14 protein-coding genes are annotated in these 15,304 nt (G+C 58.3%); 8 read left to right on the plus strand and 6 right to left on the minus strand.

All coding sequences use genetic code 11. The features are described 5' to 3' along the window. Positions 1-137: 137 nt before the first annotated feature. The 3 genes from FGU71_RS02380 to FGU71_RS02390 form a co-directional block, all read right to left on the minus strand. Complete coding sequence (locus FGU71_RS02380; RefSeq protein ID WP_142787088.1) at positions 138-341, minus strand: (2Fe-2S)-binding protein; 204 nt, start codon at positions 339-341, stop codon at positions 138-140. Positions 342-414: 73 nt separating this feature from the next. Continuing rightward, positions 415-1,689: a DUF418 domain-containing protein gene (locus FGU71_RS02385; RefSeq protein WP_234035601.1), complete on the minus strand. Its 1,275-nt coding sequence runs from the start codon at positions 1,687-1,689 to the stop codon at positions 415-417. 88 nt (positions 1,690-1,777) lie between these two features. Further along, positions 1,778-2,785: an SPOR domain-containing protein gene (locus FGU71_RS02390; RefSeq protein ID WP_234035602.1), complete on the minus strand. Its 1,008-nt coding sequence runs from the start codon at positions 2,783-2,785 to the stop codon at positions 1,778-1,780. Positions 2,786-3,015: 230 nt separating this feature from the next. On the opposite strand from FGU71_RS02390, the gene FGU71_RS02395 reads away from it, so the two are divergent. From FGU71_RS02395 to FGU71_RS02405, 3 genes are read left to right on the plus strand one after another with little or no spacing between them, the layout of a single operon-like run. Next, positions 3,016-3,735: a ParA family protein gene (locus FGU71_RS02395; RefSeq protein WP_142787089.1), complete on the plus strand. Its 720-nt coding sequence runs from the start codon at positions 3,016-3,018 to the stop codon at positions 3,733-3,735. 15 nt (positions 3,736-3,750) lie between these two features. Further along, positions 3,751-4,338: a hypothetical protein gene (locus FGU71_RS02400; protein ID WP_142787090.1), complete on the plus strand. Its 588-nt coding sequence runs from the start codon at positions 3,751-3,753 to the stop codon at positions 4,336-4,338. 26 nt (positions 4,339-4,364) lie between these two features. After that, a complete protein-coding gene (locus tag FGU71_RS02405; RefSeq protein ID WP_142787091.1) occupies positions 4,365-5,798 on the plus strand; it encodes an SPOR domain-containing protein in 1,434 nt (477 codons plus the stop codon). Between the two features lie 80 nt (positions 5,799-5,878). Here FGU71_RS02405 and FGU71_RS02410 read toward each other — a convergent pair whose 3' ends face one another. Next, complete coding sequence (locus FGU71_RS02410) at positions 5,879-7,108, minus strand: dihydroorotase (RefSeq protein WP_142787092.1); 1,230 nt, start codon at positions 7,106-7,108, stop codon at positions 5,879-5,881. Next, entirely contained in the window at positions 7,105-8,130 is a 1,026-nt protein-coding gene (locus FGU71_RS02415; RefSeq protein WP_407644390.1) for an aspartate carbamoyltransferase catalytic subunit, read from the minus strand. The genes FGU71_RS02410 and FGU71_RS02415 overlap by 4 nt, the downstream gene beginning before the upstream one ends. Before the next feature lie 125 nt (positions 8,131-8,255). Here FGU71_RS02415 and sppA point away from each other — a divergent pair, with 125 nt between their 5' ends. From sppA to FGU71_RS02435, 4 genes are read left to right on the plus strand one after another with little or no spacing between them, the layout of a single operon-like run. Beyond that, on the plus strand, positions 8,256-10,136 hold the full coding sequence (sppA, locus tag FGU71_RS02420) for a signal peptide peptidase SppA (protein ID WP_142787094.1): 1,881 nt from the start codon (positions 8,256-8,258) through the stop codon (positions 10,134-10,136). A 59-nt stretch (positions 10,137-10,195) separates the two neighbouring features. Then, positions 10,196-11,479, plus strand: a complete 1,284-nt coding sequence (serS, locus tag FGU71_RS02425) for a serine--tRNA ligase (protein ID WP_142787095.1) — start codon at positions 10,196-10,198, stop codon at positions 11,477-11,479. After that, positions 11,479-12,243, plus strand: a complete 765-nt coding sequence (gene surE, locus FGU71_RS02430; protein WP_142787096.1) for a 5'/3'-nucleotidase SurE — start codon at positions 11,479-11,481, stop codon at positions 12,241-12,243. Before serS ends, surE begins: the two co-directional genes overlap by 1 nt. Positions 12,244-12,264: 21 nt before the next feature. Beyond that, on the plus strand, positions 12,265-13,356 hold the full coding sequence (locus FGU71_RS02435) for a potassium channel family protein (RefSeq protein ID WP_142787097.1): 1,092 nt from the start codon (positions 12,265-12,267) through the stop codon (positions 13,354-13,356). A gap of 46 nt (positions 13,357-13,402) precedes the next feature. On the opposite strand, the gene FGU71_RS02440 is transcribed toward FGU71_RS02435, so the two are convergent. Next, a complete protein-coding gene (locus FGU71_RS02440) occupies positions 13,403-13,801 on the minus strand; it encodes a DUF1761 domain-containing protein (RefSeq protein WP_142787098.1) in 399 nt (132 codons plus the stop codon). 67 nt (positions 13,802-13,868) lie between these two features. Between FGU71_RS02440 and rimO the strand changes: the two genes are divergently transcribed. Further along, positions 13,869-15,257 carry a 30S ribosomal protein S12 methylthiotransferase RimO gene (rimO, locus tag FGU71_RS02445; RefSeq protein WP_142787099.1) on the plus strand — a complete coding sequence of 463 codons (1,389 nt, stop codon included), beginning with the start codon at positions 13,869-13,871 and terminating at the stop codon, positions 15,255-15,257. Positions 15,258-15,304: the final 47 nt, after the last annotated feature.

Here is a 15,304-nt window from a genome sequence, read left to right on the forward strand (position 1 = left end):
GGCCGCGCAAAGGCACGGCGGTGTTGAATTGAGCACGCACTATATGCGCCCTCTCCCCCGCTCTTGCAAGGCCACGTTTCAATTTTTTCGTTAAAAATCAGGTACTTGCGATCAGTTCGCAATAACGCTTTCGCAACTTATACTGCGACTTTCTCGCAAGATGCATGCTGACCTGCCAGCGCCCGTTCCTGATCGATGATTTCGCCCGCTTTTCCAAGGCATTGCCCGCAATTGGGACGTTTGCCCAGGCACGCATAGGTCGTTTCAGCGTCACCGCCGCTCGTCAAAGCGGCTTTGCGTAGGTCCGTTTCCCGGATTGCGTTGCATATGCAAATATACATTGGCTTAAAGAATCACTCCTGCGAAGCGTTTGCAAAAAGCAATTTATGCGAATTATTATCAATAGCAAGACATTTAGCGCTTCAGAGGGAATATTTTCCCATACGTCATGCAGCGCCATAGCCATTCAAGCGGTCCGTAACGGTACCGGTCGAGCCACGGCTTTGACCATAACAGCATCAATCCCCACGCCAGCAGAGTGACGATATAGAGCTGCGGCCGGTTAAGCTGTCCGAACAGCCCCAGCCCCCATGCCTGGAACACAAACAGCATCACAATCGAAGTGCCGAGATAATTGGTAAAGGCTGCGCGGCCTGCCGCCCTGACCCGTTCGGCAAACCAGCCGGTCCAGCCCGGAGAATATTCCACCATCAGCGCCGCCAGACCGACAACCATCATCAATTGCGGAATGGCGCTCCACCCGACAAACGCGGCAAGCATCGCGTAATAGCTGAAACCGACGGATTTGAGCCATATGCCCAGCGCAAGGAACCACGCAGATCCGATCGAGACACCAATCCAGCCCCACATCCGCATCTTTCGCGACGCAAAACCTCCGCTGAAAAAACCAAACCTGTAAAGTGCAACGCCCAGCATCATCAGTGGCAGCGTTTCCAACGAGAAGAGCATGACGTTCCCGAGCGGATCAGCCCAGTGCTCGCTGAACCGGTGGCCGATTTGCCCTGCAAAATCGCCCGATTTGATCAAAGCGGTTTCCACCTCGCCATCTTTCAAAGCCACCTGAACAGCGTCCAGAGTGCCTTGGCGCATTTCTGTGAAAGGTCCGCTTTCACCCATGCTGGTCTCAGCCGCGAGGTAAGGCAGCGTCAGCATCGCTGCATACAAAATTGCACCCACAAGATACCCGAGCAGACCGGTCACAAGCTGGGTTTTTGCGGTCCATTTCAAGCAAGGCACGATCAAAAAGCCGAGCAAGGCATAATAGAGCAGGATATCTCCGTACCAAATGAAGAAGAAATGGATCAGGCCAAAAATCAGCAGCACAAACAATCGCCACATCTGCCGCCAGCGGGTTCCGCCGCGTGACCATGTACGCTCCATAAAAAGATACAGTCCGGCACCGAACAGCAGCGTAAACAATCCGCGCATCTTGTTGTCGATCAGCACAAATTGCGCGATCAAGAGCCAGTCGGAAGTCTCGCCGTGCTCGGTCAGAAACGCTGCCGGATACATGTAGGCTGCAAATGGCTGACCAAACGCGACGATATTCGCCGCCAGAATACCCATGACCGCAATGCCGCGAATAAAATCGAGGCTGAGGATACGCTCGCCGGGGGCAGTCGGCGCGATCTGCTCTACGCCGGTATGTTCGTCCGCTATATCAGTCATGCTTTCCCCCGATTGATCCCGCCGCAAGACTAGCAGGGGATCGGTTCAGGGAAAGCAGAATATCACTAGAACGCGCAAACCCGCCAGTCTAACCTGAAGTCACCATACAGCCCTGGCCCTGAGCCTTAAGCTGCGCACAGGCCGCTTGGGCATCGGCGCGGGTTGCAAACCCTGCGGCTTGCAACCGCGTGACTTTGCCGCCGGGCACCAACACTTTGCGTGTTCCCGAAAGCGCAGGATTGCGCGACAATTTCGACCAGAGCCGATCGGCATTGCTCGGCACGCCGAATGCACCGAGTTGCACTTTCCATTTGCCGCCAGTGGCTGCGGGCTGATTGTTCACAGCGCGAACAGGTGGTTCGGGCGGCGCTGCTGCTGCCAAGCGGGGCGCCGGCGCGCGCGGTGTGGGTACAGGTGAAGCCACAGAAGGGGCCACCCGCGGCGTGATCGGGCGGCTGGTGTTAAGATCGACAGCCGCCAGCTCGGCAGCGCGGCGATTGCCTGCCTCTGCTTCAATTTCGCGTGCAAGCGATTGCGCGCCCTGGCGATCTTCGACAGGGATAAACTGGTCCATCTGACCAAGAGCCTTTGACGCCTGCGGCAGGCCTGCCGATTGTGCAAGGCTCAGCAAGGCATAGGCCCGCACCCAGTCTTTTTCGGCATAGTCGGCGTTGAAATGGGCAAGGCCCAACACGTATTGCGCGCGCGGATCACCGCGCTCCGCAGCAGCCCGGATCAGCGGCATCGCATCAACCTGCTGGCCTTGTTGGAAAAGCAGCAGGCCGTAATTATCAGCCGCCTTCACATGGCCTTTCTGTGCGGCCTCGGCATACAATTCTTTGGCGCGCTCCACATCGGCTGGCACGCCGCGGCCCAATCGATAGGCCTGCGCCAAGTTAAACAGCGCATCGGCATCGCCGTTTTCGGCTGGCCCTCTCCATTCGGATACCGCGCGGCCATATTGACCGGCGCTCCACGCTTCCACACCCGCTTTAACATCGGCAAAGGCCGGTGCAGCCATGGACGCCAGCCCAGCCGCCACGACAAGGCCAGCGCGGCGAATAAAACGGGATGGTCGGGTGATGCGGTTTGCCATGTGCTTACGCTCCTTGATTACAGCCGGCCGCTCGGCGCGGCGCGGCACTTATGTCTATTGGCAGCCGCTATAGTGAATCAAGAGTTAGGATTTCGTTGCCTGCCTTGTGACGCGCGCAATCCGGTTTAGATCTTCGTCCATTAACCTAAAATTAGGGGTAGTCTGCGATCTCAAGGTCACTCGGTCGCATTTGAGCGACACCATTGGTCACAATCAGGGGGACCCAGACGTTGCGTGTACTTGCTTTGGCATCGCAGAAAGGCGGATCAGGGAAAACAACCCTTTCCGGACATCTGGCCGTCCAGGCTCAGCGCGCAGGCGCTGGCCCGGTGGTACTTATAGACATCGACCCGCAAGGATCGCTGGCCGATTGGTGGAATGAACGCGAGGCGGAATATCCGGCCTTTGCACAGACCACTGTATCCCGGCTGGCCAATGACCTTGCGGTTCTTCGTCAACAAGGTTTCAAACTGGCTGTCATCGATACGCCGCCTGCGATCACCATGGCTATTCAGTCGGTGATCGGAGTTGCAGAATTGATCGTAGTGCCGACCCGCCCCAGCCCGCATGATTTGCGCGCGGTCGGTGCCACCGTTGATCTGTGCGAACGCGCTGGCAAACCGCTGGTCTTCGTCGTCAATGGTGCCACCCCGAAAGCAAAAATCACATCGGAAGCCGCCGTCGCGCTATCGCAGCACGGCACTGTTGCACCGATCACGTTGCACCATCGCACGGACTTTGCAGCCTCGATGATCGATGGCCGCACCGTGATGGAAGTGGAGCCAGAAGGCCGAAGCGCTGCCGAAATGACTGCATTGTGGAAGTATATTTCGGACCGCCTCGAAAAGAATTTCCGCCGGACTGTGTTTGCCGCGCCTCCGGGTGGCGGTCAGCCGCAGGCCAACACCGCGCGTGCAGGTGGTAGCTTCGGCCGCCGGGTTGCTCAGTAAAAGGCTGATTGGACCATGTCAGAAGCTAGCTTTGCCTCTTTGAATCCGGCTCTGCTCGCTCGCAAGGGCGGGGCGAAGCCTGCCATGCGCCCGCAGCTCGCACCGCTCCCCAACGATCCGGCGGAGATGGCAGCGATGGCGGACGAACAGCTCGAAGATCTGGGCTGGAACGATATGGGCGGTGAAAACGCCGAGACGCCGCGGAACACTGCGACAAACCATGGCCCAGACCGCGGTGCTGAGGTGGTTTCCATCACTGCCAGCGCGGCGAATGAGGACATCATCGAGGCCCCCAGCCCGATTGTCTGCCGCCAGCAAAAAGACCTTTCCGAACGGGTACTCGCCCAGGCGGCGATGCCAACCAGTGAAAAGATTGCCGAGCAGACCGCAAACCGGGCAGCTCGCACGATCAAGAAAGCCAAAACGTCTGGCAGACGCGCAGCCTTTACGCTGCGCCTTGATCCGGAACGTCACCTCAAGCTGCGGCTTGCATCGACGATCAAGGGCATCAGTGCGCAAGCGCTCGTAACCGAAGCGCTCGACGCCATGCTTACCGAATTTCAAGAACTAGATGCGCTCGCCGAGCGCATGAAACGCAATTGAGCGATACGGCACAGGGAAACAGAATCATGGCCAACACAACTCAAAGCATCACCAAGAGCCGCGTGAACGCGCCAAAATTGGCGCTTGTCGTGACAACAGCGCTTGCAAGCGTTGCGCTTTCCGGTTGCACCACGTCTTCTGCGCCGCCGGCTGCGTCGTCTTTCACCAAAGCGCAAGTCGCGCTTGAAAAAGGTCAGGTCGATAAAGCGATCGGCTTTGCCGAGGAGGCTGTTTATGCCGAACCGCGCAATTCCGGTTTCCGCGCCATGCTGGGCGCTGCATATCTTGAAGCAGGCCGTTTCCAATCGGCAGCAACCAGTTTTGAAGATGCGATGGAACTGGGCGACGAAGATTCCCGCACCGTGCTAAGCTATGCGCTGGCAAAGGTCGCTATGGGTGACAACAATGCCGCCCTGCAAAAACTTGGCGAGTGGGAAAGCGCAATCAATCCCGCCGATTACGGTCTGGCGATCGCGCTCGCTGGAAAGCCTGAGCGCGGCGTCCATGTGCTTACCAACACACTGCGCGGCGGTCAGAACACTGCAAAAGTGCGTCAGAACCTTGCTTACACATATGCGCTCGCCGGAAACTGGCGCGCTGCACGCGTGATGGCCGCCGAAGATGTACCCGCCGGTCAGGTCGATAGCCGTTTGTCCGATTGGGCGTCCAAGTCGAAGCCTGAGGACTTTCAAGTTCGCGTCGCATCCTTGTTGAATGTGTCACCGCGGGCCGATGGCGGCCAACCACAACGCCTTGCGCTGGGCAATTTCCCAAGCCAGCAAATGATGGTCGCAGAAGCAGCCGCGCAGGCACCTGTTAAAACGGCAATGGCAAAACCAGCCGTTGCCACCGTTCCAAACTCGGCAGCGACACTGTCCGAAGGACCAAAACGGGTCCGCAAAGCCGACCCTGCTGTCGCCCAAATTCTGGCGGCCACCCAAAGCAAGCCTGTATCGCCTACAGCCGGTAAAACGGTCACCGATACCAAGCCGGCAGCCCGCGTCGCAGCCAAGCCAGCGCCCAAATCCGGCCCGCGCTTTGTATCTAACACGATGGTACAAAAGGTCCCCGCTGCGTCAGCAAAGCCGGCCCCAGTTCCGGCGCCAACACGCGTCGCACAGAAAACATCTCAGCGCCGCATGGCCGCTGCGTCAGGCATGAACAGCACGCATCTGGTTCAGCTAGGCAGTTTCAACACCCGCTCTGTGGCTGAGGCGAAGTGGGATGATATGCAGCGCAAACATCCTGAGCTGAAGGGTCATGATGTCGTGATCACGGAAGCCAAGGTAAACGGCAAAACATATTTCCGCGTAGCCGCAGCCGGTTTCACTTCCAAAAGCGCGCGCACCATGTGCGGCTCTGTCAAATCGAGCGGCCTGGGCTGTTTCGCCTATGCGGCATCCAGCCCGCCAAAAGGCGCAGTGGATCGCGGCGTACGCATCGCTGCCCGCACCCGGTAAACACACCCAAATTCTTAGCAAGACTGCCCCCGAAGCGAGAGTTTCGGGGGCATTTTTGTATTGGTTGGCAGATGGCAGCTTTAGATCCGCACACCGCCTTTAAACAGCGCCTTAACCCGGCCCTGGACACCCTGACGGTCAAACGGGGTGTTGTCAGAGGTCGCTTCCATCTTGGTGCGATCAACAAACCACGGCGCATCAGGATCGATCACCGCGATATCAGCCTCACGCCCTGCTGAAATCGCACCCGCATTCACACCAAGCAGATCCGCAGGGTTCGCGGCCAGCAATTGGAAAGCGCGCGTCATGTCGATCACGCCGTCACGAACCAATCCCAGTGTCAACGCCAGAAGCGTTTGCGCCCCTGCCATACCGGGCTCTGCATCGGCAAAAGGCAATCTCTTGCCCTCGGGACCGCGCGGATCGTGGCCGCTTGAAATGACATCAACCACGCCTTCACCGATTGCATCGCGCGTAGCCTGTCGGTCCGCTTCACTGCGCAGCGGCGGCGACAACCGGGTAAAGGTGCGGAAATCGGCCGTTGCAAGATCCGAAAGCATGAAATGCGCAGGCGTAATGCCGCAGGTGACATTCACCCCCCGCGCCTTTGCATCGCGCATCAGATCAAAGCCGCGCTTGGTTGTGACCTGCCGAAAATGCACGCGTGCGCCGCTCATTTCAGCAAGCGCGATATCGCGCGCCAATGCCAGAGCCTCCGCCTCGGCAGGCGCGCTGGGCAGGCCCAGACGCGTAGCGATTTCGCCTGCACTCGCGGCCGCATTTCCAGTCAGATTGCCATCTTCGGGATGGGAAACCACAACCAGATCGAGCATCGAGGCATATTGCAGCAATCGCAGCATAACACCGCTATCAGAAATCCAGTGCCTGCCCGTGGCGACGCCGCGCGCGCCGGCCTCTTTCATCAAGGCGATTTCCGCCAATCGCTGACCTTCCAGCCCGCATGTCCCAGCGGCAAGAGGATGCACCCATAGGTCCGGCTTTCCGCTCTTGGCGATGAAGTTCACCCGGCTGGGATAATCGAGCGGTGGCGACTGATCAGGCATCAATGCGGCACGCGTGATCCCGCCAAAATGAAACGCGGTCTTGTCGACTGAAAAAACCCCTAGATCGACCAGTCCAGGTGCAATCAATTTGCCCCGCGCATCCAGCGTCTCATCCCCATCACGGGCACAGACATCAGGTCCCGCCTCCGCAATAAGACCATTCTCCAGCCGGACCGCGCCTTTGATCAGTCCGCCGGGCGTAACCAGTGACCCGTTTATGATGGTGACAGCAGGAATGTGTTTCATGACCACCCCTCCTGCCCGCGCGCAGTGCGGGTCAGAATATCAAGACACGCCATTCTGATCGCGACACCCATTTCGACCTGCTGCGTAATGATTGAACGATCAATCATGTCAGCGACTTCGCTATCAATCTCGACCCCGCGATTCATCGGACCGGGATGCATGACGATGGCATCATCTGCAGCCTTGCCGAGCCGCGCTTTCGTAAGGCCATAAAGGTGATGATATTCCCGTTCAGACGGAATGAATTGACCGGCCATCCGTTCGGATTGAAGGCGCAGCATCATCACCACATCGGCCCCCGAAAGCGCCGCGTCAAAATCGTGAAAGGCCTCGGCTCCCAGCGCCTCTATCCCTGTCGGCATCAACGCTGGCGGTGCACATACGCGCACACTGGCTCCCATCGCCTGAAGGCACAGGATATTCGACCGGGCGACACGGCTGTGCAAGATATCGCCGCAAATGGTGATCGTCATGCCGGTGAAATCATCACCCGTCTCGCCGCGATCTTTCAGCTTGTGACGAAGCGCCAGCGCATCCAGCAAAGCCTGTGTGGGATGTTCGTGCTGCCCGTCTCCCGCGTTCAAAACGGGGCAATCCACCTTATCCGCGATAAGCTGCGTCGCGCCGCTTGAACCGTGCCGGATAACAATCGCATCCGCGCGCATCGCGTTAAGAGTGATCGCTGTATCGATTAGCGTTTCACCTTTTTTCACAGAGCTTTGCGCGGCGTGCATATTGACGACATCTGCCCCCAAACGCTTGCCCGCGATCTCGAAACTCAAAAGCGTGCGCGTCGAGTTTTCGAAAAAGGCATTGATGATCGTCATCCCGCCCAGCAGATCCACATGTTTGGCGCTTTGACGGTTCAGATCGACCCATTGTTCGGCCTGATCCAGCAAATAAAGGATTTCGTGCCGCTCTAGCTGGCCAATGCCGGTCAGATTGCGATGCGGAAATGCGAGACGGCCCGCTGGAAAGCGGTTTTGCGCCTGAGAAGAATTTGCTGCTGTCATTAAAGCCATGCCTTTAGTCGAGGCCTATGCGTCACTCAACCCATTGCGCAACGCCTTGCCCATGGAAATTCGCTGCATTGGTGTCTAGGTGGGCACAACATTATGGGCGGTGCGCCCTACAGGGGACTGATTATATGAGTTTTGTCGGCAAAGTCTGGAAAATCCTGGTCGGGGTCAAAGATGGCCTTGTTATGATTTTCATGCTGCTTTTCTTTGTGGCGCTGTTCAGCCTGCTGTCGGCCAGCCCCAATCCGGGCCAAGTGCGCGATGGCGCGCTTTACATCGATATGTCCGGCTTTGTTGTTGAAGAACGCTCATCAGTCGATCCTATCGCGACCTTGCTCAGCGGACAGGCCCCGCCGATCGAACATCAGGCGCGCGATCTTGTGCGCGCGCTCGACGCGGCGGCCTCGGATGACCGCATCAAAGCGGTGGTGATGGATCTCACCACATTTCTGGGAGGCGGTCAGGTCCACATGCAGGAAGTGGGCGAGGCTATGGACCGCGTTCGCAAAGCCGACAAACCGGTCTTTACCTATGCGCTGGCATACAGTGACGATCATATGCATCTGGCTGCCCATGCCAGCGAGGTTTGGGCCGATCCGTTCGGCGGCGCGATGATATCCGGCCCCGGGGGAAGCAATCTGTATTACGCGGATCTGCTCGACCGGCTGAAAATCAACGCCCGGATCTACCGTATCGGCACATTTAAAGCCGCAGTTGAGCCCTATTCGCGCAACTCTATGTCTGATGAAGCCCGCGAAAATATTGGCGCGCTCTATGGCGCTTTATGGGAAGAATGGCAGGCCAACGTATCCAAAGCGCGTCCGGGTGCCGATCTGGAACAGGTGACCAAAGATCCGGTTGCATGGATCGAGGACAATGGCGGAGACATGGCCAAAGCCGCGCTTGCCGCTGGGCTTGTTGACAAGCTGGGTGACCGCGTTGAATTCGGCAATCGCGTTGCCGAAGTCGCTGGCGAAGACGATTGGAGCAAAGCCCCCGGAAGCTATGCGAAAAGCGATTTTGCACCTTTCCTCGCTGACATAGCCTCCGCCAAAAAAGGCAAAGCGATCGCTGTAGTCACTGTTGCCGGCACCATTGTCGATGGCGAAGCGGGACCGGGAACGGCGGGCGGCACGCGCATTGCCAAGCTGCTTGACGATGCGCTTTCCGATGATCTTGCCGGACTGGTCGTGCGCGTCAATTCGCCAGGCGGCTCCGTGCTTGCCTCTGAAGAAATCCTTCGCGCTATCGAGCGCCATCAGGCCAAGGATATTCCGGTTGCCGTCTCCTTTGCCAATGTCGCAGCAAGCGGCGGATATTGGGTCGCAACCTCCAGCGACCGCATCTTTGCCCAGCCAGAAACCATCACCGGTTCCATCGGCGTATTTGCCGTGCTGCCAACCTTTGAAAATGCCGCTGGCGAAATCGGTGTGAACGCAGACGGTTTCCGCACCACGCCGCTGTCTGGTCAGCCGGACCTGATCGGCGGTTTGACGCCGGAAGTGGACACCATTTTGCAAGCGTCCATTGCCAACACTTACAACCGGTTCTTGGCGCGGGTCGCCGAAGCGCGCGGCAAATCGACCGCCGATGTCGACACCATTGCCCAAGGGGGCGTGTGGGATGGCGGATCAGCCCGTCAGCTTGGCCTGATCGACCAATTCGGCGGGTTGGACGATGCGCTGGCATGGGTTGCTGGCAAAGCCAACCTTGAAGAGGGCGACTGGCATCCGGTGTTCCTGGGTGAACAAGCTGCCAATTACAATTCCCTGATCCGGCAATTGCTGTCTGCTGAAACCGCGCAGCCAACGGGCGGCGCCGATCTGTTCGCGCGCGCAGCGATCAACCGCGAATTGATGCTGGGAAGGCTTGCAGGGGATATCGAACGGCTTACCGGCACGCGCGGCATTCAGGCCTATTGCCTCGAATGTCCGGCCGAATACGATACCTCAGCCTCGCGCAGCTCTTCGGACCTGATCGAAATATTCCGCGCTGTGATCACAAAGTAGCGCGGGGCCTGATCACGAACACTTTTCAAGGCGATGCGAAGCGGGCATAGGCGCAAGCCATGCACGATATTCGTTTTATCCGAGAGAACCCCGAAGCATTTGACGCCGCGCTGGCCCGGCGCGGCGCCGACCCTGTTGCCGCCGCAATCCTTGCGCTGGACGAGAAACGCCGCGCCGTCGCGACCAAGCTGCAAGAGGCGCAAAGCCGCCGCAACGAAGCCTCCAAAGCCATTGGCAAGGCGATGGGCCAAGGCAACACCGACGAAGCCGAGGCGCTGAAGGCGGAAGTCGCCCAGATCAAGCAGGACATGCCCGCTCTGGAAGAGCGCGAGCGTGAGCTGGGCGAGCAACTGCAAACCGCTCTGGCGGTGATCCCGAACATGCCGTTTGATGACGTGCCCGAAGGCGCGAACGAAGAGAGCAATGTCGAAGTTTCGACTTGGGGCACAAAACCGGAATTTGATTTCGAGCCAAAGGAACACGCCGATTTCGCGCCTGATCTCGGCATGGATTTCGAGACCGGCACGAAGCTTTCGGGAGCGCGCTTCACCTTCCTGCGCGGCGACATGGCCCGCCTGCACCGCGCACTCGGCCAATTTATGATCGACCGCCAGACCCGCGAATATGGTTACACCGAGTGTATGCCGCCGGTTCTGGTTCGGGACGAGGCGATGTACGGCACGGATAAGCTGCCAAAGTTTGCCGAGGATAGTTTCCGCACAACCGAAGCGCATTGGCTCATCCCCACATCCGAAGTGCCTCTCACCGCGTCCGTCATGGGCGATCTCCTCGACGAAAGCGCCCTGCCCATCCGCCTGACCGCGCTCACGCAATGTTTCCGCTCCGAAGCGGGCTCAGCGGGCCGCGATACGCGCGGATTTATCCGTCAGCACCAGTTCGAAAAATGCGAACTCGTCAGCATTGTCAAACCCGAAGACAGCAGCGCCGAACATGAACGCATGACCGGCGCCGCCGAAGCGATCCTGCAGGCGCTCGATCTGCCTTACCGCAAAGTGCTGCTGTGCACCGGCGATATGGGCTTTGGCGCGCGCAAAACCTACGATCTCGAAGTATGGCTGCCCGGACAAAGCGCCTATCGCGAAATCAGCTCGTGTTCCAACACCGGCGATTTTCAGGCGCGGCGGATGAACACCCGTTACCGCCCCGAAGGCGAGAAAAAGAAGACCGAATTCGTCCACACGCTCAACGGTTCCGGCCTCGCCGTGGGCCGCACACTTGTTGCCGTGATCGAAAACTATCAGCAGGCCGATGGCAGCGTTCTCGTTCCTGAGGTTCTGCATCCCTATATGGACGGCGTGACCAAGCTGGAGCCTGTTTCTTAATGCGCATCCTTTTGACCAATGACGATGGCTATCACGCGCCCGGTTTCGAAGTGCTGGAGAAAATCGCGCGCCAGTTTTCCGATGACATCTGGATTTGTGCCCCGTCCGAAGAACAATCGGGCGCAGGGCATTCGCTGACACTCAATCGCCCGGTGCGTTTGCAGCAATTTGCCGAGCGGCGGTTCGCCGTCACGGGTACACCGACCGACAGCGTTATGATGGCGCTGCGCGAGGTGATGGACGGTCCGCCTGATCTTGTGCTGTCCGGTGTGAACCGCGGGGCCAATCTGGGCGATGACATCACCTATTCGGGCACGGTTTCCGCCGCCATCGAAGGCGCGCTGGCAGGGGTCCGCTCCATCGCTCTCAGCCAAGTCTACGCCCGCGAAGGCATGGCCGACACCGTGCCTTTTGGCGCGGCTTTGGAATGGGGCGCGAAAGTGATCGAACCGCTGTTGAATGCTCCGTTTGCAGAACGCACACTGGTCAATGTGAACTTCCCGCCCCTACCGGCAAACGAAGTCAAAGGCATCCGCGTTGTGCGTCAGGGTTTCCACGATTATTCGCGCGGTAGCGTTGTCGAAGGCAAAGACCCGCGCGGCTACCGGTATTTCTGGTTTGGCCTTCACGCCATCGAACACACGTTGGATCACGGCACCGATCTGGAAGCGATCGACGAAGGCTATATTTCTGTGACGCCGCTACAGCTTGACCTTACCCATCACGCATCGCTTAATGCGATGGCACAGCGGTTTGAGGGGTAAGCCGCGAGGCTGGGATATTTCATGGCAAAACGCGAGACGGACAAGATTTTCTCCGGCAAACCTGACAGGATTGTTGCCGCCAGCAAGTTCAAGCCGCTGCGTCGCTCTGTAAAACTGCCGGTGTGGGGCGATCTCAGCATCCGGCTTGGTCTTGCGCTTTTCTTGATTTTCATCGTGGTGATGATCCATTGGCTTGACCGTGACGGGTTGGTCGATAGCGTCGATGGCGAAATCAGTTTTCTCGACGTGGTGTATTTCACCATGATTTCGATCACCACCACTGGGTTCGGCGATATCGCGCCTGTCACCGACAGCGCGCGATTGATCGAAGCGGTGATTGTGACCCCGATCCGTTTTGCAGTCTTTTTCATTTTCGTGGGCACTGCCTACAATTTCATCATCAAACGTAGCTGGGAGAAATGGCGTATGGCCCGTATCCAGGAAAAACTAAGCGATCACGTGGTCGTGCTCGGCTATGGCATATCGGGCTCGCAAAGCGTCGAAGAACTGATCCAACGCGGCACTGATCCGAACGATATTGTTGTTGTCGATCCGAGCGAGGAACGACTGGCATCGGCTGAAAAGCTCGGTGTGAATGTGATGGGTGCGGACGCCACACGCGATGAGACCCTGAAAGCGGTGCGTATTCAGGAGGCGAGCAATGTGCTCGTGTCCGCCGGACGTGATGACACCTCGATCCTGATCGTTCTTACGGTGCGTCACCTCGCACCGAAAGTCCCGATCAGCGTCGTCGTTCGCGCCGATGACAATGAATTGCTGGCCCGTCAGGCGGGTGCCAACAACGTCATCAACCCGGTACGCTTTACCGGCCTGTTGCTGGCCGGATCGGCAAAGGGAGAACATATCGCCGATTATCTGGCCGATCTCGCTTCGGTGAGCGGGCGTGTCCAATTGGTCGAACGGGTCGTGACCGAAGAAGAATGCGGCTGCTCTATCACAGAGCTCAGCAGCGGCGGGCGCGGCCTGCGGATCTATCGCAACGGGCGCGCTATCGGATACTGGGAAGAGGAAAGCGAGAGCCTTCAGCCGGGAGACGTGCTGGTTGAAATCGTGCCTAGCGAAAATGGCAAGACCCAAGGCGACGGGCATTAGTGTAACACCGCCCGGCATTCGCAGATGACCGGGCCCGCGCCCGCTCTTACAGGAACAGCAGGAAGACGCCGCCCATGGCCGCCATTCCGGTGATCATGTGACCCGAATCGATCAAAAAGTGCGCGAGGCTTTTGCGCAGATACAGATAATGGATGCCGACCGCGGGAATCATCACGCCGATGGCAAATCCGACAGACATCATCATGACCACGTGCGGAGCCGGATTGGTGCGGGCGATAAGATGCCACAGGACCATCGCAATCAATATCTCAAACAGAAATGTCAGGCCGAAAATCACAAGCATATTACCGCTTTGCACCTGATCATCTGACATGCCGGCGGCCTTTTGCCAGGCTGTGCCAAAGATCACGCCGTACCACAGCGCGCCGACAACAAAGAACGCGCCTGCGCCAGCGAGTACGGGCCAAAGTGCGAAATCGCTCATCAAGAATCTCCCTGTTCGTTTACGAAACTAGCGCAATCGCCTGCCTACGTGTAGAGGCGCGGCCAAGATGAACAACACAACCACCTCAGATCCAACAAAGCTGGCCGATCAAAAACGCGTCGGCATGGTTTCGCTCGGCTGTCCCAAGGCATTGGTCGATTCCGAACGCATCCTGACCCGCCTTCGCGCAGATGGCTACGCGATGAGCCCCGATTATGCCGGAGCCGATGTGGTTCTGGTGAATACATGCGGATTTCTGGATAGCGCCAAAGAGGAAAGCCTCGCTGCGATTGGCGAAGCGATTTCAGAAAATGGCCGCGTGATTGTGACCGGCTGTATGGGCGAAGACGCAGACGCGATCCGCGCCGCCCATCCGCAAGTTCTCGCCGTGACCGGTGCGCATCAATACGAACAAGTCGTGGCCGCCGTGCACACGCACGCCCCGCCTTCGCAAGGCCCCTATGTCGATCTGATCCCGCAACCCGATATCAAATTGACCCCGCGCCACTACAGTTATCTGAAAATTTCAGAGGGCTGCAATCATTCCTGTTCGTTCTGCATCATTCCCGACCTTCGCGGGAAACTGGCCAGCCGCCGGATCGATGCGGTGCTGCGTGAAGCGGAAAAACTGGTTGAGGCTGGCACCAAAGAGCTGCTCGTTATCAGCCAGGACACCTCGGCCTATGGGGTGGATACCCGCCATGATCCGCGCCAATGGAAAGGCCGCGAAGTCCGCGCCCACATGACCGATCTCGCCCGTGAGCTGGGCCAGTTGCGCACATCCGATGACGCTGCGCCTTGGGTGAGGCTGCACTATGTTTACCCTTACCCGCATGTCGATCAGGTCATCCCGCTGATGGCTGAGGGGTTGCTGACGCCTTATCTCGACATTCCATTTCAGCACGCTGCGCCGAGTGTGCTGAAACGCATGAAGCGCCCTGCGAACGAGGCCAAGGTTCTCGAACGGCTTAAAGGCTGGCGCGAGATTTGTCCTGATATCGCCGTGCGTTCGTCCTTTGTCGTTGGTTTCCCGGGTGAAACTGAAGACGACTTCAAATATCTCATCGACTGGCTTGAAGAAGCCCAGCTCGACCGGGTTGGCGCATTCCGGTTTGAACCTGTCGAAGGCGCCAAGGCGAATGACCTGCCCGATCCGGTGCCAGAAGAAATCAAGGAAGAGCGCTATGCGCGCCTGATGGAGGTCACCGAACGGATCAGCGCAGCCAAACTGTCCGCTAAAGTCGGCCGGTCAATCCCGGTCATTATCGATGACGTGGGTGAACCCGACGAGGATGGCGATATCGGCGCAACCGGCCGCAGTCAGGCTGACGCGCCTGAAATCGACGGCGCGGTCTATCTTCGCGATGTGCCTGAGGAATTGACGGCCGGTGATATTGTCACCGTCCATGTCGAAGACGCCGACGCGCATGATTTGTACGGCGTGATCGCGGACTAGATCGCTTGCACAAGAGTGACCGAATACGGATTGGGGCGAGCGCGGAT

It is taken from the genome of Erythrobacter insulae (assembly GCF_007004095.1).
Classification (GTDB): domain Bacteria; phylum Pseudomonadota; class Alphaproteobacteria; order Sphingomonadales; family Sphingomonadaceae; genus Erythrobacter; species Erythrobacter insulae.